This window comes from Haemophilus parainfluenzae, assembly GCF_003252725.1.
GTDB lineage: Bacteria > Pseudomonadota > Gammaproteobacteria > Enterobacterales > Pasteurellaceae > Haemophilus_D > Haemophilus_D parainfluenzae_L.
In genome coordinates, this window is the sequence record NZ_QEPO01000001.1 from 514,700 (window position 1) to 537,725 (window position 23,026).

21 protein-coding genes and 1 rRNA gene are annotated in these 23,026 nt (G+C 39.4%); 13 read left to right on the forward strand and 9 right to left on the reverse strand.

Annotated elements, in window-relative coordinates:
• Positions 1–8: 8 nt before the first annotated feature.
• On the forward strand, positions 9–992 hold the full coding sequence (gene dppD / locus DPV85_RS02585) for a dipeptide ABC transporter ATP-binding protein (protein ID WP_111326877.1): 984 nt from the start codon (positions 9–11) through the stop codon (positions 990–992).
• Entirely contained in the window at positions 985–1,968 is a 984-nt protein-coding gene (locus tag DPV85_RS02590; RefSeq protein ID WP_111326879.1) for a peptide ABC transporter ATP-binding protein, read from the forward strand. Before dppD ends, DPV85_RS02590 begins: the two co-directional genes overlap by 8 nt.
• A gap of 40 nt (positions 1,969–2,008) precedes the next feature.
• Here DPV85_RS02590 and DPV85_RS02595 read toward each other — a convergent pair whose 3' ends face one another.
• Genes DPV85_RS02595 through udk form a run of 4 tightly spaced genes read right to left on the reverse strand, consistent with a single transcriptional unit; the run spans position 2,009 to position 5,612 of the window.
• A complete protein-coding gene (locus DPV85_RS02595; RefSeq protein ID WP_070868904.1) occupies positions 2,009–3,187 on the reverse strand; it encodes a sugar transporter in 1,179 nt (392 codons plus the stop codon).
• A complete protein-coding gene (locus DPV85_RS02600) occupies positions 3,187–4,377 on the reverse strand; it encodes an AsmA-like C-terminal region-containing protein (protein WP_111326881.1) in 1,191 nt (396 codons plus the stop codon). Before DPV85_RS02600 ends, DPV85_RS02595 begins: the two co-directional genes overlap by 1 nt.
• Positions 4,378–4,380: 3 nt before the next feature.
• Positions 4,381–4,962: a dCTP deaminase gene (gene dcd, locus DPV85_RS02605; protein ID WP_065244380.1), complete on the reverse strand. Its 582-nt coding sequence runs from the start codon at positions 4,960–4,962 to the stop codon at positions 4,381–4,383.
• 8 nt (positions 4,963–4,970) lie between these two features.
• Positions 4,971–5,612: a uridine kinase gene (gene udk, locus DPV85_RS02610; RefSeq protein ID WP_111326883.1), complete on the reverse strand. Its 642-nt coding sequence runs from the start codon at positions 5,610–5,612 to the stop codon at positions 4,971–4,973.
• Between the two features lie 190 nt (positions 5,613–5,802).
• Here udk and DPV85_RS02615 point away from each other — a divergent pair, with 190 nt between their 5' ends.
• From DPV85_RS02615 to DPV85_RS02655, 9 genes are all read left to right on the forward strand, one after another.
• Complete coding sequence (locus tag DPV85_RS02615; protein ID WP_065244382.1) at positions 5,803–6,843, forward strand: ABC transporter substrate-binding protein; 1,041 nt, start codon at positions 5,803–5,805, stop codon at positions 6,841–6,843.
• Between the two features lie 143 nt (positions 6,844–6,986).
• Entirely contained in the window at positions 6,987–8,024 is a 1,038-nt protein-coding gene (locus tag DPV85_RS02620; RefSeq protein ID WP_075874908.1) for an ABC transporter substrate-binding protein, read from the forward strand.
• A gap of 65 nt (positions 8,025–8,089) precedes the next feature.
• Positions 8,090–10,147 carry an ABC transporter permease gene (locus DPV85_RS02625; RefSeq protein ID WP_111326885.1) on the forward strand — a complete coding sequence of 686 codons (2,058 nt, stop codon included), beginning with the start codon at positions 8,090–8,092 and terminating at the stop codon, positions 10,145–10,147.
• A gap of 24 nt (positions 10,148–10,171) precedes the next feature.
• Entirely contained in the window at positions 10,172–11,224 is a 1,053-nt protein-coding gene (gene fbpC, locus DPV85_RS02630; RefSeq protein ID WP_070714327.1) for a ferric ABC transporter ATP-binding protein, read from the forward strand.
• Positions 11,225–11,369: 145 nt separating this feature from the next.
• Complete coding sequence (locus tag DPV85_RS02635; RefSeq protein ID WP_111326887.1) at positions 11,370–13,325, forward strand: site-specific recombinase; 1,956 nt, start codon at positions 11,370–11,372, stop codon at positions 13,323–13,325.
• 114 nt (positions 13,326–13,439) lie between these two features.
• Entirely contained in the window at positions 13,440–14,369 is a 930-nt protein-coding gene (locus DPV85_RS02640) for a LysR family transcriptional regulator (protein WP_111326889.1), read from the forward strand.
• Between the two features lie 9 nt (positions 14,370–14,378).
• A complete protein-coding gene (gene azlC / locus DPV85_RS02645; protein WP_111326891.1) occupies positions 14,379–15,104 on the forward strand; it encodes an azaleucine resistance protein AzlC in 726 nt (241 codons plus the stop codon).
• Positions 15,101–15,430 (forward strand): branched-chain amino acid transport AzlD family protein, encoded by a 330-nt coding sequence (locus DPV85_RS02650; RefSeq protein ID WP_014065151.1) that lies wholly within the window; start codon positions 15,101–15,103, stop codon positions 15,428–15,430. Before azlC ends, DPV85_RS02650 begins: the two co-directional genes overlap by 4 nt.
• 121 nt (positions 15,431–15,551) lie before the next feature.
• A complete protein-coding gene (locus tag DPV85_RS02655; protein WP_032822802.1) occupies positions 15,552–15,797 on the forward strand; it encodes a YgjV family protein in 246 nt (81 codons plus the stop codon).
• A 21-nt stretch (positions 15,798–15,818) separates the two neighbouring features.
• Here DPV85_RS02655 and DPV85_RS02660 read toward each other — a convergent pair whose 3' ends face one another.
• The 4 genes from DPV85_RS02660 to guaB form a co-directional block, all read right to left on the reverse strand.
• Complete coding sequence (locus DPV85_RS02660) at positions 15,819–16,751, reverse strand: AEC family transporter (protein WP_111326893.1); 933 nt, start codon at positions 16,749–16,751, stop codon at positions 15,819–15,821.
• A gap of 76 nt (positions 16,752–16,827) precedes the next feature.
• Positions 16,828–18,387, reverse strand: a complete 1,560-nt coding sequence (gene guaA / locus DPV85_RS02665; RefSeq protein ID WP_111326895.1) for a glutamine-hydrolyzing GMP synthase — start codon at positions 18,385–18,387, stop codon at positions 16,828–16,830.
• Positions 18,365–19,171 carry a hypothetical protein gene (locus DPV85_RS02670; protein ID WP_165816459.1) on the reverse strand — a complete coding sequence of 269 codons (807 nt, stop codon included), beginning with the start codon at positions 19,169–19,171 and terminating at the stop codon, positions 18,365–18,367. The genes guaA and DPV85_RS02670 overlap by 23 nt, the downstream gene beginning before the upstream one ends.
• Before the next feature lie 27 nt (positions 19,172–19,198).
• Complete coding sequence (guaB, locus tag DPV85_RS02675; protein ID WP_111326899.1) at positions 19,199–20,662, reverse strand: IMP dehydrogenase; 1,464 nt, start codon at positions 20,660–20,662, stop codon at positions 19,199–19,201.
• 133 nt (positions 20,663–20,795) lie between these two features.
• Between guaB and birA the strand changes: the two genes are divergently transcribed.
• Positions 20,796–21,710 carry a bifunctional biotin--[acetyl-CoA-carboxylase] ligase/biotin operon repressor BirA gene (gene birA, locus DPV85_RS02680; RefSeq protein ID WP_111326901.1) on the forward strand — a complete coding sequence of 305 codons (915 nt, stop codon included), beginning with the start codon at positions 20,796–20,798 and terminating at the stop codon, positions 21,708–21,710.
• A 40-nt stretch (positions 21,711–21,750) separates the two neighbouring features.
• Here birA and DPV85_RS02685 read toward each other — a convergent pair whose 3' ends face one another.
• Complete coding sequence (locus DPV85_RS02685) at positions 21,751–22,572, reverse strand: DUF5718 family protein (protein ID WP_111326903.1); 822 nt, start codon at positions 22,570–22,572, stop codon at positions 21,751–21,753.
• 375 nt (positions 22,573–22,947) lie between these two features.
• Here DPV85_RS02685 and DPV85_RS02690 point away from each other — a divergent pair.
• Positions 22,948–23,026: ribosomal RNA gene (locus tag DPV85_RS02690) — 16S ribosomal RNA — on the forward strand; the annotation flags it as partial.

Sequence of the window (23,026 nt, forward strand, 5' to 3'; positions counted from 1 at the left end):
GGGGCAGAATGGCATTATTAGATGTAAAAGAGCTGTCTGTTCACTTTGGTGATGAAAAAGCACCTTTTAAAGCGGTGGATCGTATAAGCTACCAAGTCAATCAAGGCGAAGTATTAGGTATTGTCGGCGAGTCAGGTTCAGGGAAATCAGTAAGTTCCCTTGCTGTGATGGGCTTAATTGATTTTCCTGGGCGTGTTTCAGCGAAAGGGCTAGAATTTGAAGGTAAAGATCTCTTAAGATTACCGCCAAAAGAAAAGCGGGAATTAGTTGGCGCAGATATTGCCATGATCTTCCAAGACCCGATGACAAGCTTAAATCCGGCCTATACGGTGGGTTTCCAAATTATGGAAGCCATCAAAGCGCATCAAGGCGGCAGCAAAAAAGAACGTCGTGAGCGCACCTTAGAGCTATTACGTTTAGTCGGTATTCCTGATCCTGAATCACGTATTGATGTTTATCCGCATCAGCTTTCTGGCGGGATGAGCCAACGTGTTATGATTGCTATGGCCATTGCATGTAAACCGAGATTGCTCATTGCTGATGAACCAACCACCGCACTGGATGTGACCATTCAAGCTCAAATTGTAGATTTGTTGCTTGAGTTACAGCAAAAAGAATGTATGTCGTTGATTCTGATCACGCACGATCTTGCGTTAGTTGCAGAAGCGGCACATCGTATTATTGTGATGTATGCAGGACAAGTAGTGGAAGAAGGACGAGCAGAAGATATTTTCCGTGAACCCAAACATCCTTATACTCAAGCGTTATTGCGTTCTTTACCAGAGTTTGCAGAAGGTAAATCTCGTTTGCAATCTTTACCTGGTGTAGTGCCAGGTAAATACGATCGCCCACAAGGTTGTTTGCTAAATCCACGTTGTCCGTATGCGACAGATCTTTGTCGAACTGTGGAGCCTGAATTACGCCAAGTAGGAAATCGACAAGTAAAATGTCATACACCATTAAATGCCCAAGGAGAACCTAGCAATGTCTGATGTCGCACAAGAAAATGCACCATTGCTCAATGCTATTGGGCTGAAAAAATATTATCCGGTCAAAAAAGGGATGTTTGCTAAAACACAGCAAGTGAAAGCGTTAGATGGTGTGTCTTTTTCCTTAGAGCGTGGCAAAACCCTTGCGGTGGTAGGCGAGTCTGGTTGTGGTAAATCCACACTAGGCCGTCTTTTGACGATGATAGAAGAACCGACAGAAGGTGAGTTGTACTACAACGGGCAAAATTTCTTAGAGAATGATCACGAAACGAAAGCATTGCGCCGTCAGAAAATCCAAATCGTGTTTCAAAATCCTTATGCCTCACTGAATCCGCGTAAGAAAATCGGCACAATTTTGGAAGAGCCTTTAGTCATTAATACCAATCTATCGGCTAAAGAACGTAAAGAAAAAGTGTTATCCATGATGGCGAAAGTGGGATTGCGCGCAGAGTTTTATGATCGCTATCCACATATGTTTTCAGGTGGACAACGTCAGCGTATCGCGATTGCTCGTGGTTTAATGCTTGAACCTGACGTGGTTGTGGCGGATGAACCCGTTTCTGCGTTAGACGTGTCCGTTCGTGCGCAAGTGCTGAATTTGATGATGGATTTGCAAGCTGAGCTTGGTTTATCTTATGTGTTTATTTCCCATGATCTTTCGGTGGTTGAACACATTGCAGATGAGGTGATGGTGATGTATTTAGGTCGCTGTGTTGAAATGGGTACAAAAGCGCAGATCTTTAATAATCCTCAGCATCCTTATACACAAGCTTTGCTTTCAGCGACACCTAGATTATCGCCTGAATTACGTCGTCAACGGATTAAATTAACCGGAGAATTACCAAGTCCGATTAATCCTCCAAAGGGTTGTGCATTTAATCCGCGTTGTTGGAAAGCGACTGATAAATGTCGAAATGAGCAACCGAAATTGGAAAAATATCCTGATGGTAAGCTAATCGCTTGTTTCCATCTAGATTAGAAAAGAAAATGACCGCACTTGAGTAAGTGCGGTCATTTTTTTAGACGTTTTGAGAACGATAGCGAAAGTTGAAGAAGACAAAGATGCCGAGTGCAATCATCGCTAATGCTGCGCCCGTAAAGCCAATATATTCAAGACCAATATGGCGAGCGATTTGGTTACCAAACAGTGCGCCGGCACCAATACCCGCATTGAAAATACCTGAATAAATGGCACTTGCTACGTCTGTTGCATCTGGTGCAAGTTGCAGTACACGCATTTGTAATGCCAGTCCGATACAAGAAATGCCAATACCCCAAATAAAAGCAAGGGTAAACATGGTGGCGGTATAACTTGCAGAAACAAGCATAAATGCTAAAGAGACTGCCAATAAAATCATTGCCGTACTGATAAATTGGGTTGGACCAAAACGGTATAAGCGGTTAAAGATCACACTTGCGGTAATGCCAGAAACCCCAAATACCAACAAAATTATTGTCGCAAGATTTGGATCTAGTTCGCCGATTTGAACCATAAAGGGTTCAATGTAGGTATAAGCGGTAAAGTGTGCTGAAACAATGATTACCGTTGTGGCATAAAGTCCAATAAGTAATGGACGTTTTGCTAAAATCGGCAGACTAGATAACGAGCCTGCATTTTTACTTGGTAGGTTTGGTAATAAACGCATAATAAATACCATCACAACCAAAGCTAATGCTGCAATGATTGCGAAAGTAATACGCCAACCAACTAATTGACCGACTAAACGGCCTAATGGTAAGCCTAAAATAGTCGCAAGGGATGTACCGATAGCGAGCATACCAATTGCTTGTGTTTTCTTATTCTTCGGTGCTACACGCATCACTAATGATGCGGTAATTGCCCAGAAGAGTGAATGCGCTACCGCAATACACATACGAGCAATGAGAAGAATCCAATAATTCCACGCAATGACAGAGATAATATGGCCGATGATAAAAATGACGAAAAGCTTCAGTAACAAGCCTTTACGTTCCATATCGCCTGTCGCGAGCATGGCAGGTAAAGACATAATCATAACCGTCCAAGCATAAACGGTCATCATTAAACCCACATCGGAGCTTTGCATATCAAAACTTTGTCCGATATCGGTGAGTAACGCAACTGGCACAAATTCCGTGGTATTAAAAATAAAAGCGGCGCAAGCCATGATGACTACGCGCCAATATTGGGTTCTTTCTGCTTTCTGATAAAATGACATTATTTTAATTTCTCTTTAATTAATTCTTTCAATTGATGACGAAAGTTTTGGTCAATATTTACCTTATACTGTGGTGAGTAGCAACTATCGAAAAAGCGAATAGGCAATGCCAGCTTTTTGTATTTTTCGTTAGTGGATCTTAAGGTTAAATTGACGTCGCATTGTACATTATCTAAATCAATGGCTCCAGCACCTTCAGCTAAAAGTGCGGTTGTTTTTAAGTTTATTTTATCGACTTTAAGCAAATGATTTTCGAATGAAAGGCTTGATTCAAAACGCTCATAAGGCGTGTTCATATTTCTACTCGCGGTTAAATCACTGTTGTAATTAATCGGTAAATACTGTGCCGCCATATCCAGTAGATTAAGTCCTAAAAGCTCACCATCACGTGCATTAAAATCAAATTTCCCTTCGATTAATTCTGAGTTTGTAAAGGCTAATTGAGTGTTAAAATCACTCGTACCTGTCATGGTTTGCGGAAAATTAAGTAAAGCTAACAACTGCGTTAAAGGAAAATTTTTACCAGAAAAATTGACCGCACTTTTTTGTAGATAGCTATCAAATTTGAGTACAGCAAGACAATTTGTGGTGCATCTAGGCTTAATGTAAGCAATGGCACGTTTCTGTGGCTTTGTTAAATCTGTATGAATTTCAATGTAGCCCAGGTCTTGCTGATTGAATTGAACATGATCAAATTGAATAAGTGATTCACTTTCCCGACGGAGGGTAACATGACCTTTGATAAAACGAAAATTAAAGATTCTATTACTGCCATAAAGTGGTTTTGCTAGTTCAACAGTAATGAGAGTTGTTGTGCTAAATGGAATATCATCACTAGTAATATAATTAAGTGGGAAACCGTTGAAATGCACTTGAACATTTGCTGAGTTTTGTGCCTTTGGGGATAACTTGATATTTTGAGCAACTAATTCTTGTAGTTGAGCATTACCCAAAACTAATGATGGCAGAGAAAATTTTCCAGTTATTTTTTCAATACTTATTTGATTATGTTGAACTTTGTCAAAGGAAATATACGGCTCAGGGAAAATGCCCATATTAAACTCTTGGAAGGTAGTTTCATGCTGAGCTAGCGTGGTAGTAATAACTGTTTCCAGTTTTTGAATTCGTGTATAGAAAAAAGCAAAGATCGCAAACAGCACGATCAACAGGCTAATTGCGATCTTTTTCATTGATTAGTCCTCATTAATTCGGCTAGCTACCGCATTTTGCTGATGTTTATATTTGGCATCTTTACGGCTGGTGTAAGGGCGCGCTGCTGGGCCGCTTAACACTTCGAAACTCAATGCGCCAATCACCATATTAGGACGCAATGCTAAAGGTAATTTGCCCGAGTTGTAGAACTCCAACACAATTTTACCTTCCCAACCTGGATCAATACGATGAGCGGTAACATGCACCATTAAGCCTAAACGAGCAAGTGAAGAACGACCATCTAACCAACCGATAATATTGGCTGGGAGTTTCACTGACTCTAATGTGGTGGCTAACGCCAACATACCTGGGTGTAAGAAGAAAGCCTCATCATCACCAATAATGATTTCATCGCTCATGACTGATTCAAGTTGAGCCGAGACCTCTTCTTTCGGGCCACTTAAATCAATATAAGGGGCTGAATGTTCACGAAATACGCGAAATGAATTGCCTAAACGTACATCGATGGTTGCACCATTGATTTTGTCGTTGTCAGGACGAGGCGTTAAAGAAATAATGCCATCATCTAGATAGCGTTCGATATCGGTATCGCAAAGACGCATGATTTTTCCTATTTTTGGTTTAACAAATGAAGAATTTGAGCTTTTAACATGTTAATCGCAATACGGTTTTTACCACCGCGAGGAATCACGATATCCGCATATTGTTTTGATGGCTCAATAAATTGTAAGAACATTGGACGAACGGTTGCGCGGTATTGGTCAATAACAGATTGTAATGAACGACCACGTTCTTCCATATCACGTTGTAAACGGCGGATAAAACAAATATCTAATGGGGTATCCACGAATACAGAAATATCGGCTAATTGGCGAACTCGCTCATCAGTGAGCAATAAGATGCCTTCTAAAATCACAATTTTTTTCGGGGTAAAGTGTTTGGTTTCGCCTGTTCTGGTGTGATCAACATAACTATAAACTGGGATATCTACGGCGGTTCCGTTTTTTAAGTCTTTTAAGTGTTGAATGAGTAAATCTCTATCCATTGAATTGGGATGGTCATAGTTTGTTTTTATGCGCTCACTCATCTCTAAATGGCTTTGATCTTTATAGTAGCTGTCTTCAGCAATAATCCCAATTTCTTGGCATCCTAACTCGTTGCAAAGTTCTTTATGAACGGTAGAAGCGATGGAACTTTTGCCTGAAGCGGATGCACCCGTGATGGCGATGATAATACAAGATGAGTTTGACATGGGACGTCCTCAAAAACGGAAGGTAAAAATTACTGGGATTATAAAGAAAAATCAGCTTAAATTCACCTTTCTTTCTTTTTTTATTTTAATTTTTTAAATTTGTGAAGTACTTCACGGAAATTTTTTTCGTTTTCGCTTACGATGTGCTCGTTTTTATTATTTCATCTGTGTTATTTATGAGGAGTCTACAATGAAAATGAATAAAATTTCTCTCTCAATTTCAACCGCACTTTTAGCTGCAGGTTTAATGACCTCATCTGCTGTCAATGCTCAAGGGCGTTTGGTGGTGTATTGTAGTGCGACCAACATTCTTTGTGAAACGACAACGAAAGCGTTTGGCGAAAAATATGATGTGAAAACCTCATTTATTCGCAACGGTTCAGGTAGTACTTTCGCAAAAGTTGAAGCAGAAAAAAATAACCCGCAAGCAGACGTATGGTTTGGTGGTACATTTGACCCTCAAGCACAAGCGGCTGAATTAGGCTTAATCGAACCTTATAAATCTAAACACATTGATGAAATTGTAGAACGTTTCCGTGATCCAGCGAAAACCAAAGGACATTATGTCTCTGCGATTTACATGGGTATCTTAGGTTTTGGTGTGAATACCGAGCGTTTAGCAAAATTAGGTATTAAAGAAGTACCAAAATGCTGGAAAGATTTAACCGATCCTCGCTTAAAAGGTGAAGTGCAAATTGCTGACCCACAAAGTGCGGGTACAGCTTACACTGCATTGGCTACTTTCGTTCAACTTTGGGGCGAAGATAAAGCCTTTGATTTCTTAAAAGCATTACATCCAAACGTATCTCAATACACCAAATCAGGTGTAACCCCATCCCGTAATGCAGCACGTGGTGAAACTGCGGTAGGTATCGGTTTCTTACACGATTACGCACTTGAAAAACGTCAAGGTGCGCCGTTGGAATTAGTGGTGCCTTGTGAAGGTACAGGCTACGAGTTAGGTGGCGTGAGTATCTTAAAAGGTGCGCGTAACATCGATAACGCAAAATTATTCGTGGATTGGGCATTATCTAAAGAAGGTCAAGAGTTAGCGTGGAAACAAGGCGATTCTTTACAAATCTTAACCAATACAACAGCGGAACAATCACCAACTGCGTTTGATCCAAATAAACTGAACCTCATCAATTATGACTTTGAAAAATACGGTGCAACTGAACAACGCAAAGCCTTAATTGAAAAATGGGTTCAAGACGTTAAATTAGCGAAATAATGTTTAAAGTGCGGTTGAAAAACATGAGATTTTTGACCGCACTTTTGCCATTTTAGCCCCACTAAATAGTTTTTTACGTGTTACGTGGGTTTCTACGATGAGCGTATCAGCTCATCTTCTTTTATAAACACAGGAGTGAACCAATGAAAATGTCTAACGTTGCTTTAGCACTTTCTGGTGTTGTATTTGGTGGCGTGTTACTGAGCTCTCACGCATCAGCAGCAGAAGGCCGTTTAGTTGTTTATTGCAGTGCACAAAACACAATGTGCGAGCAAGAAACCATGGCTTTTGAGAAAAAATACGGTATTAAAACCAGTTTTATCCGTGGTGGCACAGGTACAATTTTAGCCAAAATTGATGCTGAAAAAGCTAACCCTCAAGGGGATGTATGGTATGGCGGTACGCTTGATCCTCATTCTCAAGCGGGTGAAATGGGCTTACTTGAAGCGTATAAGTCACCAAATCTCGCTCAAATTCCTGAACAGTTTAGAGATCCCGCTAAAATTAAGGGCAACTATTCCTCCGCGATTTATCTCGGTGTATTAGGCTTTGGTATCAATCCAGAACGTTTGAAAAAACTCAATTTACCGACACCAAAATGTTGGAAAGATCTAGCTGATCCTGCTTATCGTAATGAGATCCAAGCGGCAGATCCACAAAGTTCTGGAACAGGTTATACTCAGTTAGCGACCTATATCCAACTTTGGGGTGAAGATGAAGCGTTCAAATATCTCAAAGAACTCAATAAAAACGTTTCCCAATATACTAAATCTGGTAACACGGCAACCCGTAATACAGCACGTGGTGAAACCGCAATCGGAATTGGTTTTTTACATGAATATTCTTTAGAGAAAGCCAAAGGTGCACCAGTGGAATTAGTCGTACCTTGCGAAGGTACAGGCTATGAAATTGGTGGCGTGAGTATTATTAAAGGTGCAAGAAACCTTGAAAATGCGAAATTATTTGTGGATTGGGCGTTATCAAAAGAAGCGCAAGAGTTAACCTGGAAAAAAGGGGAAGCGTATTCTATTTTAACCAATAGTACCGCTGAGCAATCGCCTTATGCACTCGATTTTAAATCCATCAATTTAATTAATTATGATTTTGACAAATACGGCTCAAGTGATTTACGTAAACGTTTGATCACAAAATGGGTTGATGATGTTAAATTAGCAAAATAATGATGTATACATAGCGAAATAATAGCTATTATATTATTTCGCTTTTTTCTTTTATGCGAGGTTGTATGAACGCAAATAAACTTCCTATTATCCAATCTGCTAACTTTTGGATAATTCTTGCTGTTATTGCATTTCTTATTCTGCCTTCCCAAGCATTAGATTATGGCTTGTTTGAAAGCACAAGCGATGAATACTTAGGTGCAATGGGGTGGTCTTCGTTAAATATTACGGCATTATGGTTTTTACCGGTTCTTTTATACGGTTTGATGCCACTTCTTAAATTACCGAAAGATACGCAAGCGAAAGCAGAGCTTTATCTTGTTGCTGCGGCGACATTGTTTATCTTTGTCAGTGCGACAATTTATAAAGTAAGCATGGGTTATTCTGTGATTGTGTTAATCGCGAGTTTAACTGCATTGGCGACGTTTTCTTTCGCCAAATTAAAAGTAATGCAAGGTGATAAATTTATTATTGCCTCTTTACTTTGCATTATCTTATTAATTTTCTTCTTCATCGTTTATCCAACATTGGCTATCTTTGTTTCAATGTTCTATGACGGTGATACTTTTGCACCGCAACAAGTGATGCGAATTTTAACTCAAAGCTATATTGTACGTGTTATTAGTAACTCGCTATTCTTGTCTGGTTTTGTCGGAATCGTATCAACGATTTTCGGTTTGGCATTTGCGCTTTATACCACCCGTATTGCACGTAGAACGGCATTTATTGGTAAAATTTTCTCTATTTTACCAATCGTCACACCGCCATTCGTTGTGGGGTTAGGAGTAACATTAATGCTTGGCCGTTCTGGTTATGTGACAGAGTTCTTATCCACAACATTTGGATTTGAGAACCATAACTGGTTATACGGTTTCAACGGGATTGCCATTGCACAGATTCTTGCTTTTGCGCCGATTTCATTCATGATTTTAGATGGGGCATTAAAATCGGTTCACCCATCAATTGAAGAAGCGTCTTACACCTTACGTGCAAATCGTTACCAAACATTCTTTAATATCATTTTCCCATTATTGCGTCCGGCATTGGCAAACTCATTCTTAATAGTGTTTATCCAATCCTTAGCGGACTTTAGTAACCCGTTAGTATTGGGCGGTAGCTTTGACGTAATTGCAACGCAAATCTACTTCTATATCGCAGGCTCACAATTAGATTACGCGTCAGCAAGTACTTTAGGTTCGATGCTTTTAATCTTCTCATTAGCCGTATTTATCATCCAATATATTTGGATTGGTAACCGCTCTTATGTGACCGTTTCGGGGAAATCCTATCGTGGTGACGTGCAAGATTTACCAACCGGCTTAAAATATACCATCATCGGTATGCTTGGTTTCTGGGTACTCTTTAACTTAGCGTTATACGGCAGTATTTTCTACGGTAGTTTCACCGTAAACTGGGGCGTAGATTACACCTTAACCTTGAAAAACTATGCGATGTTATTCGGACAAGGCTTAAGCGATGGGGCATGGCCATCATTGATTAATACCTTAATCTATGCAGGAATTGCCGCACCATTGACCGCACTTTTCGGTTTATTAATTGCGTATATTGTGGTGCGTAAAGATTTCCAAGGTAAAAAATCTCTTGAATTCTTAACCATGCTTTGCTTCGCGGTACCAGGAACCGTTGCAGGGGTGTCTTATATTTTAGCCTTTAACAATGCGCCACTTTATATTACGGGTACCAGCATTATTGTGATCATCTCAATGGTCATGCGTGATTTACCAATCGGTATGCGTGCAGCGATTGCAGGTCTTGGTCAATTAGATAAATCACTTGATGAAGCATCTCTTTCTTTAAAAGGTAGCTCATGGAAAACCTTGTGGTTTATCGTTTTACCATTATTAAAACCAGCGTTACTTTCTGCATTGGTCACCAGCTTCGTTCGTGCGATGACTACCGTGAGTGCGATCATCTTCTTAGTTACTGCTGATACACGCGTAGCAACAGCCTATATTTTAAACCGTGTAGAAGATGGTGAATATGGTGTTGCTATCGCATACGGTTCGATTTTAATCATCGTGATGATGGCTATTATTTTATTCTTTGACTGGATTGTGGGTGATACCCGAATTTCCCGTTCTAAAGCGAAAAAAATGAATTAACTCGTTAAGTTGTAGGTAAATATTATGAGTAATAATGATTTCTTAGTATTAAAAAATATCACTAAATCTTTTGGTAAATCCACAGTCATTGATAATTTAGATTTAACCATTAAACGTGGCACTATGGTAACCTTATTAGGGCCATCTGGTTGCGGTAAAACCACTGTATTACGTTTAGTAGCCGGCTTAGAAAACCCAACTTCAGGACAAATTTTTATTGATGGTGAAGATGTAACCAAATCATCTATTCAAAATCGTGATATTTGTATCGTATTCCAGTCTTACGCATTATTCCCGCATATGAGTATCGGTGATAACGTGGGTTATGGGTTGCGTATGCAAGGTGTGAGCAAAGAAGAACGCGCTAAACGTGTAAAAGAAGCGTTAGAGTTAGTTGATTTAGCAGGTTTTGAAGATCGTTTTGTGGATCAGATTTCAGGTGGTCAACAACAACGTGTCGCTTTAGCGCGTGCGTTAGTGTTAAAACCGAAAGTATTACTTTTTGATGAGCCATTAAGTAACTTAGATGCAAACTTACGTCGTTCTATGCGTGAGAAAATTCGTGAACTGCAACAAAGTTTAGGCATTACCTCACTTTATGTGACTCATGACCAAACTGAAGCGTTTGCGGTATCTGATGAAGTTATCGTCATGAATAAAGGTAAAATCATGCAAAAAGCCCCGGCAAAAGAGCTTTATTTGCGTCCAAACTCTTTATTCCTTGCAAACTTCATGGGTGAGTCGAGCATCTTTGAAGGTAAATTGGAAAATAACACCATTGATGTGAATGGCTACAAATTACCATTAAGCAATGCGGCACAATTCAATTTACCAGATGGTGAATGCTTAGTAGGCGTACGTCCTGAAGCAATTTACTTAAAAGCAGAAGGCGAGGCAGCACAACAATGTGAAATCAAGAGTGCAGTCTATATGGGTAATCACTGGGAAGTGGTGGCAATTTGGGCAGGCAAAGAATTGCTCATTAATACTAAACCTGAAGACTTCAATGCTAATCTGAAACAAGCTTATGTGAATTTCTCTGAACAAGGCATTTTCTTGCTGAAGAAAGAGAAATAATATCAATCTAAAGGCGTATGGAAACATACGCCTTTTCTTTTAAAACCCTTTCAAAATTGACCGCGCTTTTCCTTTTATTTTTACTTTATCCAACAGAGCTGTATAATGTCTCGCTTTTGAATATAAACGATATGGGGGAAAGCTCATGATTAAAACCGATACCTTACCGCAATTTTTGCGAAACAAAGTGGCGGAAAACGATGCCTTTGGTCTTGTGGAAGGGCTGTGCCAATTATTACGTAATAGCCCTACAGAAAAAATTTCTCCAACCTTACATTTATTTAAGTTTATCTTAAAGAACGATAAAGAATTAGGCTGTTCTGTTTCGAAATTATTATGTGGTTGGTTATGTGGTTTACGCCTTTATCCCTTGTTTATTAGTAGCGGTATTCTTACACGTGGCGGTTTTGGACAGGAAATGAAAACGCGTATTTATGAGCGTTTTAACCCCTCTTTTAAAGATATTAATGATTTACGTGATATTTTTTATTTATTGTTTAGCGATAAAAATGATGCGCGTTGGATTGATGCCGTCCCATTAAAAACGTGGCGAGGCGTATTTGGTGTTTTAACCCGTTATACAGAACAAAAAGATCGTGAACGTTTAAAAAATCATATTGAAAGTGAAGGGCTATTTGCCATAGAGATGCTTTCAATCTGGATTGCGGCAGAAGATATGGATCCTGAGCTGATGCGAATGGAACCCTCTCTGTTGAATGCGGATTCACCTTTTGTGGCATTGCATCATGAAGTGGTTGATTGGGTAGAGGCGCGTCGCCAATCAACGGCTTTTGATGATAGCCATTTACAGGTAATGTTTGATCAATGTAAGGCATTGATTATTGGCTTACAGAAACGTGGGGCGGTAGTGGGATCATCCTTAAATACGGCGTATTTATTGGAACGTCTTTCCCAGACTTTAGAACGGTTAGAAACCTTGATGGCGATTTTTGTTTCAAATCGCTATTTGCCGCGTCGAATCTTATTATTAACCGGTTGTTTTGCCCGTGCAGCAGCAGAGCGACATAGTATTTCTCGACTATGGAAACAAAGCTCAGGATTGATGGCTCGTAGTGTTACGCAGAATGCCGGCGATCATGGCGAGCATTACATTACTCGAGATAAAAGAGAGTATTGGGCAATGTTTTATTCTGCAGCGGGTGGTGGTGTATTAATTGCACTGATGGCGTTATTTAAAACCTATCTAGGCAGCATCATTGATGACAAAGTCTGGAAAGGGATTGCCGAAGGCTTAAATTACGGCTTAGGTTTTATGGTGATCTTTATGTTGCATTTCACAGTTGCAACCAAACAGCCAGCCATGACTGCAGCCCGTTTTGCTGAGGCTGTTGAGAAAACGCCTCAAGGTAAAAGTGTCAATATGAAATTAGCCCAATTATTAGTGGATGTATTTCGTTCTCAAAGTATTGCTGTGCTAGGTAATGTGCTCATTGCGATGGGCTTAGCCGCATTGATTGCGTTTGGTTACCAATATAAAACAGGTGAGCCGTTGATGAATGCTGATCAAATCGCTTATCAGTTGCATAGCATTGATCCTTTTGCGGGAACCTTATGGTTTGCAGCTATTGCGGGGGTATGGTTATTCTGCTCGGGGATTATTTCGGGCTATTTTGATAACCGCAGCAATTATTTGAATATGCGCATGCGTTTAGCCCAACATCCATTATTGAAAAAATTAATGTCTGAGAAGACTCGCGTTAAATTTGCTAATTATATGCATGAGAATTATGGCTCGTTAATTGGTAACCTTTGCTTTGGTATGTTGCTTGGTATTACGGGTGTGGTGGGGTACTTAACGCATCTTCCGTTAGATATTCGTCATGTGGCATTTTCATCGGCGAATGTAGGTTATATTGCCGTGAGCGGACAATTCACCTATTCATTGCTTTTACAGTGCATTGGTTTTGTATTGTTGATTGGTTTAGTGAATTTAATTGTCAGTTTTTCATTAACGCTTTGGGTTGCACTGCGTTCTTTGAATGCGGAAATTGATAGCTGGTGGCCAATTTGGCATGAAGTTTGTCAAATTGTGAAAAAACGTCCATTAAGTTTATTTCTTCCCGTTCAATTAGATAAATAATCATTTTAAGTGCGGTCAAAAATATCAACGTTTTTGACCGCACTTTCTTTTCGACAAATTTAATTTGCGTTATCATGTTGCTCATCTAATGCGATAACTTTATGAATTATTCTAATGAAACCTACATTTCTTGAACTTCGTCACTTAAGAACCCTGCTTGCTTTAAAAGAAACGGGCAGCGTTTCAATGGCGGCAAAACGTGTTTATTTAACACAATCGGCACTTTCTCACCAAATTAAGTTAATGGAAGAACAATTCGGTTTACCTCTTTTTGAGCGTAAAAGTAATCCGTTGCGTTTTACCGCAGCTGGCGATCGTTTGATTCGTCTTGCCAATGAAATTCTTCCGAAAGTGGTAGATGCAGAACGTGAACTTGCACGCGTAAAACATGGTGATGCAGGGCAATTACGAATTGCAGTAGAGTGTCATACCTGTTTCGACTGGTTAATGCCGGCGATGGATGAGTTTCGTCAGCATTGGAGTTTGGTAGAATTGGATATTGTGTCAGGCTTTCACACGGATCCGGTTGGATTGTTATTATCTCATCGTGCAGATTGGGCTATCGTGTCTGAAGTTGAACAAAATGATGATGTTTTATTTAAGCCGTTATTTTCTTATGAAATGGTGGGAATCTGTTCTAAAGATCATCCATTAGCCAATAAAGAGGTTTGGCAGGCAGAAGATTTCGCTGAAGAAACTTGGGTAACCTATCCCGTGCCTGATGACATGTTGGATTTATATCGTCAAGTGTTGAAACCAAAAGGCATTAATCCGCCACGTCGTACAACAGAGCTAACGATCGCCTTGATCCAGTTAGTGGCGAGCCGTCGAGGCATTGCTACCGTACCTTATTGGGCGGCATTACCTTATTTAGAAAAAGGGTATGTGGTGGCGCGTAAAATTACAGAAGAAGGATTGTACAGCAACCTTTATGCAGCGATTCGCAAAGAAGATGCGAATTTAGCTTATATCGAAGATTTTCATCAAACAGTAAAAACACAAAGTTTTTCGACCTTACCTGGTTTGTCTGTTTTAGAGTTGTAGTAGGTCAATATGTCAGAAGTAGTGACAGAAAATCCCATCAAAGCCGCGGCAAAAGCGGCATTGCCTTACAGCATGCCAATGCTTGCCGGCTTTTTATTTTTAGGTATTGCATACGGCATTTACATGAAAGCACTTGGATTCGGTGTTTGGTTCCCCGTTGCAATGGCAGCACTCATTTATGCGGGCTCAGTGGAATTTATTGCCGCTGCCGCCTTAGTTATGCCTTTTTCGCCTTTAAGTGTTGCGTTGGTTACGCTGATGGTCAGTGGGCGCCAAATTTTTTATGGCATTTCTATGTTAGAAAAATATGGTGCTCAACTCGGGAAAAAACGTTGGTATTTAATTAGTACCCTAGTCGATGAAAGTTTTTCCCTGAACTATATGGCGAAGATTCCCGATCATTTAGATAAAGGCTGGTATATGTTCTTTGTCAGTTTTTATCTCCATCTTTATTGGGTCGTTGGAGCGGGATTAGGTAATCTATTTGGTTCAATTATTCCTTTTGATTTAAAAGGGGTAGAGTTTGGTATGACCGCGCTTTTCCTGGTGATTTTTGCTGAAAACTGGCTCAAAGAGAAATCTCATGAAAGTTCATTATTAGGTTTAGGTGTGGCTTTTGCATCGCTGTTAATTGTTGGGAAAGAACACTTTTTAGTGCCAACACTCATTAGTATTTGGATTCTATTAACCGTAAGACGACCGAAACTTTCATCTAAATTGGAGGCACTAAAATGACATTGATGGAACAAATTATCACCATTGTGATTTGTATTGTGTGCGTACAATTTACTCGATTATTGCCATTCTGGATTTTTCCCGCCAATCGCCCGATTCCAGACTATATTCGTTACCTTGGCAAAGTATTGCCTGCGGCGATGTTTGGGATGTTAGTGGTGTATTGCTATAAAAATGTGGATGTATTGAGTGGTTATCACGGCTTACCCGATTTCATTGCGGGTGCTTTGGTATTGGGGTTACATTTCTGGAAAAAGAACATGTTTCTTTCTATCTCGGCAGGCACAATTTTTTATATGTTTTTAGTGCAAAAAGTCTTTATCTAAGCGAATGTTGAGCGAAATAAAAATTTCTTGATATTGCAATCGGTTGCCTTTATTTCGCCTCTTTCCCTGAATTCCAAAATCTTTTATGATGCCGCTTCAATCATTGTTGACGGAGAGATTTATGGAATTTAATTTCATCGAGTTATTAGGTTATTTGGCAACATTCTTTGTGGCCGTGTCTTTTTTATTTAAATCGATTGTTCACTTGAGAGTTGTTAATGCAATTGGAGCGGTACTTTTTGTCGTTTACAGTTTGATCATCAAATCTTATCCAGTTGCGCTTCTAAACGCCTTCTTAGTTTTCGTTAACTTATATCAACTTTATCGTTTAAAAAAAGAGCAGCCAGCATCAAAAGTGCTTAAATAATTGACCGCACTTTTCCACGATTTACCCCCATATTTGATATAAGGCAATCACTAGTGGCATAGTAAACATACAAAGTAGCGTCGTTACACCATAAATGGCGCTGGCTTTCTGTGGATTGTTGTTATAAATCACCGCCATTTGTGTCACTGTTGAAGCGGATGGGCTCGTGGTTGCTAAAAAGCTAATCAACACAATAATTTCCCCTTTTTCAGCCCAATGTACAAACCCAATCAACTTTATTAATACCAATAATGCAATCGGAATAAGTAACAAGCGCAAAAGTGTGACTAAATAAATGCGTTTGGATGATACGATGCTCCGTAAAGGAATTGTCGCAATCAGCATACCCGCAACAAGCATGGCATTCGGACCAATAAACAAGCCAATCGAAGAGAGTGTACCATTGATAATACTTGGTAATTTTATTTGAAAAGCAAATAAAAATGCTCCGACGAGAATTGACCAAATATTGATGTTTTTGGCAATCATCTTCAAGGATAAATTTCCTTTTCCTACAATAATCAAACGGCAATGCGTCCAAAATAGAAAGGTTTGCACCACAATAAAACAGCTGGCGTAAATCACCCATTCTTTTCCAAATAACGACATCACAATCGGAATAATTAAGTTACCAGAATTGGAATAAATGGAAGTGGCATGTTCAATAGGATCAAGGTTTAATAGGCGCTTTAACAGACTGCCAATAATAATCAGAATAACCTGAAGAAACACCGCCATAAACAGTGAAAGCTGTAAACCTTGTAGAATTTCATGTGTGTAATCAATTTGAAAAGCTTCAATCATCACTGCAGGACTGATGACATAAAGTCCAATAATGGAAAGCGTCTTGCTATCTTCAGATTTTAATAATTTTGATTTAACCAACCCATAACCAATAAGCACAATAAGTGTCAGTTCAATAATTTTAGTGCCGAGTAAAAAAGCGATGTCCATAGTGAATATTGATGAGATAAATTAGTGCTATGAAAGAAGAAAAGGGCAAATAATTTGCCCTTTAAATTGATTTAGGTTACTCCCACTCGATAGTTGCTGGGGGTTTTCCGCTGATGTCATACACCACGCGGGAAATGCCATTTACTTCGTTGATGATGCGGTTAGATACTTTGCCTAATAAATCATAAGGTAAATGAGCCCAATGTGCGGTCATAAAGTCGATGGTTTCTACTGCGCGTAATGAGATAACCCAATCGTATTTACGGCCATCGCCCATCACACCTACAGATTTTACAGGTAAGAACACGCTGAAAGCCTGACTGGTTTTTTCATACCAACCGCTGTTGCGTAATTCTTCGATAAAGATCGCATCAGCACGGCGTAATAAATCGCAGTATTCTTTTTTCACTTCGCCTAATACACGCACGCCTAAACCTGGACCAGGGAACGGGTGGCGGTTGATCATTTCAGCCGGTAAGCCTAATGCTAAACCGATTTTACGTACTTCGTCTTTAAACAATTCACGTAAAGGTTCAACTAAGCCAAGTTTCATATAATCCGGTAGGCCACCTACGTTGTGGTGTGATTTAATCACATGTGCTTTACCGGTTTTGCTTGCTGCAGATTCGATCACGTCAGGGTAGATCGTACCTTGTGCTAACCATTTCACATTAGTGAGTTTTTTCGATTCATCATCGAATACATCTACGAACACTTTACCGATAATTTTACGTTTTGCTTCAGGATCTGATACGCCAGCAAGTTCGCCTAAGAAACGACTTTCCGCATCAACACGGGTAATGTTCAAGCCGAATTTATCGCCAAACATTTCCATGACTTGATCGCCTTCGTGTAAGCGGAGTAAACCGTTATCCACGAATACGCAGTGTAAGTTTTTGCCGATAGCACGGTGTAAAAGTAATGCAACCACAGAAGAGTCGACACCACCAGATAAACCTAAAATCACTTCATCATCGCCCACTTGCTCTTTAATGCGAGCAACGGCATCTTCGATAATGTTTTCTGCTGTCCATTTGGTTTCGCAACCACAAATGTTCACCACGAAATTCATCAATAATTCCAAGCCTTTTTTTGTATGGGTTACTTCAGGGTGGAATTGTACGCCGTAGAAACGACGATTTTCGTCAGACATTGCTGCAATTGGGCAGGTTGGAGTCGTACCAGTAACTTGGAAGTTTTCAGGTAAACGCGTTACTTTATCGCCATGGCTCATCCATACATCCAATTTGCTATCGCCATCATTTAAATGAGCGAAAAGTGCGGTCGGATTATCCATTAAAACAGAAGCATAGCCGAATTCACGATGTTCAGAGGTTTCAGTTAAACCACCAAGTTGCATCGCCATGGTTTGCATGCCGTAACAAATACCTAATACAGGCACGCCTGCGTTAAATACATATTCAGGCGCTCGTGGGCTGTTTTCTTCCGTGGTGCTTTCAGGACCACCAGAAAGAATAATACCGTCTGGATTAAATTCACGGATTTGTTCTTCAGTCACATCCCACGCCCACAGTTCGCAGTACACACCGATTTCACGCACGCGACGTGCAATCAGTTGAGTATATTGTGAACCAAAGTCGAGGATCAGGATTTTATGATTGTGGATGTTTGTCATTAACATTGTCCTTTAAGTCGTGAATAAATTTATTTTTTTCAAGGATTTCTAATTCATGTTTTAAATCAGGTATATCCTCAGAGTATCTATATTTTGTGAACATTGAATTTAGGGAAAAAGTTCTAGAATAAGCTTTATCTTTTACAACTTTTTCCTGTTCTTTAGTATCAGTAAGACATAGAGTATCAAAAAAGAAAGCAAGTTCTTTTTCTGAATTAAGTTTTTTTAAATATCCAGTAATTAACTCTAATATTTTTTGTCCATATTCGATAGCTTCATCTTTAGTTGGTATTTTTCCTTTATGAATAACTTTATTTCTCAGTTTTACTAAGTCATTGGAAAGTAATTCTGGTTGAGTTTTAAAATGCTGTGTGAATAAGAATATGAAGGCGCCTAATTGTCTTTCAGACTGTGATGAAACATGTTTCCAAGCTGTTTGTTCGATCTCATCTTTAGACATACCTTCAGAGATTAGTTTGGCTTTGATAAAAACTTCGTAAATTCTCTCTAAACTTGCTGAAAATGAAGATATTGCTTCCCGATAATATCCATCAATTAATGCTCTACAACCTATTAGGTATAGTATTTCGTATCTATGGGAGGCAATGATAATAATATTTTCGTGTCCCTCCGAGCATGTAAAAGAAGATACAAATTGATCATTAATAATTTCAGCGTAATATCGTTCTTTTCCTAAAGAATCATTTTTATTCGGAAAACAGTGTACACAGTGAAATAGATGAAATAATCTCATTTTTGATATATTTGTGGTTAAAAATAACAAAAGGTGGGATAAGTCCCACCCTACGGATTAGCCCATACGATAGTTTGGTGCTTCTTTAGTAATGGTTACGTCATGAACGTGGCTTTCTTTAATACCTGCACCACTGATGCGAACGAATTCTGCTTTCGTACGTAATTCTTCGATGGTTGCGCACCCAGTTAAGCCCATGCAAGAACGTAAGCCACCCATTTGTTGGTGGATGATTTCTTTTAAGTAACCTTTGTATGGAATACGGCCTTCGATACCTTCTGGTACGAGTTTGTCTGCCGCGTTGTCCGATTGGAAGTAACGGTCTGATGATCCTTTTGCCATTGCGCCTAATGAACCCATACCACGGTAAGATTTAAATGCACGACCTTGATAAAGTTCGATTTCACCTGGCGCTTCTTCAGTACCAGCGAACATAGAACCAACCATTACACAGCTTGCACCAGCTGCGATAGCTTTTGCAATATCACCAGAGAAACGGATACCACCGTCGGCGATAACTGGAATACCACGATCTTTTAATGCTGCTGCTGCATCTGCGATCGCAGTGATTTGTGGAACACCTACACCGGTTACGATACGAGTGGTACAAATAGAACCAGGACCAATACCTACTTTCACTGCACTTGCGCCTGCGTCTGTAAGTGCGATAGCACCTTCAGCAGTCGCTACGTTACCCGCAACGATAGGTAAGTTTGGATATTTTGCACGAGTTTCACGAACACGTTGTAATACGCCTTCTGAGTGACCGTGAGAAGAGTCGATTAACAATACGTCTACGCCGGCTTTCACTAAAGCATCAATACGTTCTTCGTTACCAGGACCCGCACCTACAGCCGCACCGACACGTAAACGACCGAATTCATCTTTACATGCATTCGGTTTTTGTTCCGCTTTTTGGAAGTCTTTAACGGTGATCATGCCTTTTAATTTGAATGCATCATCTACTACAAGTACTTTCTCTACGCGGTTTTGATGCATTAATTCTAAAATTGTTTCACGGCTTGCACCTTCTTTTACAGTGACTAAGTCTTCTTTTTTCGTCATTAATTGTGAAACAGTTTTACTTAAATCTTTTACGAAGCGCGTGTCACGGCCAGTGATGATACCGATTAAGTTGTTTTCACCGTCTACAACAGGGTAGCCTGCGAAGCCGTTTTTCTTCACCATTTCAGCAAGTGCTGCAAGGGTTAAATCTGGCGAAACAGTCACAGGTTCAGAAACAATACCACTTTCGAATTTTTTCACTTTACGAACACGATCCGCTTGGCGTTCGATCGTCATGTTTTTATGAATAAAGCCGATACCACCTTCTTGTGCTAAAGAGATTGCTAATTTGGTTTCTGTGACAGTATCCATTGCAGCAGACAACATAGGAATATTTAAGCGAATTTCTTTGGTGAGTTGAGTTGAGAGGTTGGCTGTGTTCGGGAGAACAGTTGAATGAGCTGGGACGAGTAGAACGTCGTCAAAAGTCAGAGCTTCTTGTTTGATTCTAAGCATGGCAATATCTCGTTGTTAAAAGTTGTGTCAAAAAATATTGCGCTGGGATTATACAGATTTTTCATGTGGTTGAAAATGAATTTTTTCGCTTTTATGGTAAGATTTGCCAAGGTTTTTATGAGAAGGAATGAATATGCCATCGTTATTGGATTGTTTGTCTGATTGCCAACCTAAAGTGCGGTCAGATTTGATGTCGTTTTTAAATATTACGTCAAATGAATTGGCGCAAGAAATGGCATTATTGAGAGAAGTGGGATTGAATATTCAAGAAGAAAATAATGTTTGTCAGCTTGTGCCAGAAATGTCTTTGTTAAATCCGCAAACAATTTCAACCGCACTTTCACCTTATTCCGTGCATTATCATCGAGCCATTTCTTCAACAAATGAATTTATAACTAATCAAATTAATCACTTAAAAAAAGGCGATTTGTGCCTTGCAGAATATCAAACGGCCGGACGGGGACGTCGTGGTCGCCAATGGCTTTCACCGTTTGCAGGCCAGTTAATTTTCAGTTTTTATTGGACTATCGATCCTAAAAAAGCATTGGATGGATTAAGTTTAGTAATTGGTTTAGCTATTGCAGAAGCGTTAAATGAGAAAGTGAAATGGCCAAATGATATTTTGCTTTCAGGGCGAAAGCTTGGTGGCATTTTAGTGGAAATCATTAATCATAAGAATGGGTTGCTTAATTTGGTGGTTGGTATTGGGATCAATGTAAAATTACCACAATCAACCGAAATTAGTCAGCCGTATGCTCAGCTAACCGAACAGGATCCAAATATAGATCGTGAAAAGATCCTTGTTAAAGTGATTCAACGTATTTATTCTCGATTAGCTCAATTTGAAGAAAAGGGCATTGATGAGGAATTCATGCAACAATGGATAAACTATAATGAATTTTTTGGTGATGAAGTGAACGTCTTTACTGAGCAAGGCGCGATTTCAGGTATAGAGCAGGGGATTGATAAACGCGGTTATTTAAAAGTCATAACCGATGAAGGAGAGCGGTATTTTAATGCCGGAGAGGTTTCTTTAAGAAGAAAGTAAAAAAGTGCGGTCAAAATCAGCCGCACTTTTTAGATGTATGCTAAACCACTTTCTGAATAAGCGCTGAAATATCATCTGCAAATTTTTCATCTCTTGCCATTTTCTCAATTTCCTCAGCAGAATATTTTTCACCGTCATACACAGCAACAATACTGAGATCATTGGGTTGCAAGAAATGCGTTTCACCGAATTCAGTATAACGGGTGGCGCCAATACTAATAATCGCTTGTTTCGGATAGTTTGCTTGCTCTAATAAAGAAGCAATATGATTCATTGGTCCCTCATCGGGTTGATTATTCATTCTATCCACGATCCAATCTAATAATTGTTGGTGGAAATAGCTATAACCGATAGCGGGGCTGTCAATACCATACGTATTGAGCTCGCCATTTCGTTTATGAAAGCAAGCGATACGATATTGATCAATTTCACTTTCCTTAATAAAGGAAGAAAGTGGAATAAGTTTTGATGAAATACCTTTACTTGCCGCTCCCCAGTTTTTCTTTTCACAGATTTTTTTCGCATTAGGACGACGAATAGAGCAGTCATTATAGGCTGCAAAATAGCACGGAATAATTTTCTCAACTTGCTTTCCTTTATAGATAAGATCACAAATAAGTGCAATTTCAGGCTCAATTTGAAGATTATCCGCACCTTGTGGAAAGTTAATTTGATTGTGACTTAAAGGAAAGGTATAAAGAAAGCCAGCTTTTTCGCTTGGCACATAAAACGGGAAAATCGCCTTGGGTTGAATGGCATTTTCTGTTTTTACTTGAGTGAAATCAGCCGCCTCGCCGGCTTGCTCTAAATGACCTGCGAAATTTCCTGCCACACCGAAACCAATCATTTGTTCAAAATTCATAAAGACCTCATTAGATTGCTTACTCTTTTTGGGGTAATTTACCTTGAATGTTGAACAAAGACAATTCACTTTGATGATTAAATCATCAGGCAATAAAAAAATTGAATTTTTTTGTAAAAAAGCACTTGCAAAGAATTCTGAAAGTCCTATAATACGCCCCACACAACGACGCGCTGTTGTGAAGCTTTATGAAACCCAGTGCGTCGTTATTTTTTGCTCTTTAACAATATATCAGACAATCTGTGTGGGCACTTGTTGATTGACTTGTTTTAAAAATATTTTTTAATTTTGAAGTCTTAATAGGTGCTAACTAGAAATTCATAATACTTTTTAAGTAGTGACATTTTATGTCAGCAGTATTGAGCGATTGAACTTGAATTGAAGAGTTTGATCATGGCTCAGATTGAACGCTGGCGGCAGGCTTAACACATGCAAGTCGAACGGTAACATAAAG

Coding starts and splice junctions, on each gene's coding strand:
- dppD (WP_111326877.1), top strand. CDS start 9: ATGGCATTATTAGATGTAAAAGAGCTGTCTGTTCACTTTGGTGATGAA.
- DPV85_RS02660 (WP_111326893.1), bottom strand. CDS start 16,751: ATGGACATCGCTTTTTTACTCGGCACTAAAATTATTGAACTGACACTT.
- DPV85_RS02650 (WP_014065151.1), top strand. CDS start 15,101: ATGACATTGATGGAACAAATTATCACCATTGTGATTTGTATTGTGTGC.
- DPV85_RS02600 (WP_111326881.1), bottom strand. CDS start 4,377: ATGAAAAAGATCGCAATTAGCCTGTTGATCGTGCTGTTTGCGATCTTT.
- DPV85_RS02620 (WP_075874908.1), top strand. CDS start 6,987: ATGAAAATGTCTAACGTTGCTTTAGCACTTTCTGGTGTTGTATTTGGT.
- DPV85_RS02635 (WP_111326887.1), top strand. CDS start 11,370: ATGATTAAAACCGATACCTTACCGCAATTTTTGCGAAACAAAGTGGCG.
- DPV85_RS02640 (WP_111326889.1), top strand. CDS start 13,440: ATGAAACCTACATTTCTTGAACTTCGTCACTTAAGAACCCTGCTTGCT.
- DPV85_RS02590 (WP_111326879.1), top strand. CDS start 985: ATGTCTGATGTCGCACAAGAAAATGCACCATTGCTCAATGCTATTGGG.
- azlC (WP_111326891.1), top strand. CDS start 14,379: ATGTCAGAAGTAGTGACAGAAAATCCCATCAAAGCCGCGGCAAAAGCG.
- udk (WP_111326883.1), bottom strand. CDS start 5,612: ATGTCAAACTCATCTTGTATTATCATCGCCATCACGGGTGCATCCGCT.
- DPV85_RS02595 (WP_070868904.1), bottom strand. CDS start 3,187: ATGTCATTTTATCAGAAAGCAGAAAGAACCCAATATTGGCGCGTAGTC.
- dcd (WP_065244380.1), bottom strand. CDS start 4,962: ATGCGTCTTTGCGATACCGATATCGAACGCTATCTAGATGATGGCATT.
- DPV85_RS02685 (WP_111326903.1), bottom strand. CDS start 22,572: ATGAATTTTGAACAAATGATTGGTTTCGGTGTGGCAGGAAATTTCGCA.
- DPV85_RS02615 (WP_065244382.1), top strand. CDS start 5,803: ATGAAAATGAATAAAATTTCTCTCTCAATTTCAACCGCACTTTTAGCT.
- guaA (WP_111326895.1), bottom strand. CDS start 18,387: ATGACAAACATCCACAATCATAAAATCCTGATCCTCGACTTTGGTTCA.
- guaB (WP_111326899.1), bottom strand. CDS start 20,662: ATGCTTAGAATCAAACAAGAAGCTCTGACTTTTGACGACGTTCTACTC.
- DPV85_RS02655 (WP_032822802.1), top strand. CDS start 15,552: ATGGAATTTAATTTCATCGAGTTATTAGGTTATTTGGCAACATTCTTT.
- DPV85_RS02625 (WP_111326885.1), top strand. CDS start 8,090: ATGAACGCAAATAAACTTCCTATTATCCAATCTGCTAACTTTTGGATA.
- birA (WP_111326901.1), top strand. CDS start 20,796: ATGCCATCGTTATTGGATTGTTTGTCTGATTGCCAACCTAAAGTGCGG.
- fbpC (WP_070714327.1), top strand. CDS start 10,172: ATGAGTAATAATGATTTCTTAGTATTAAAAAATATCACTAAATCTTTT.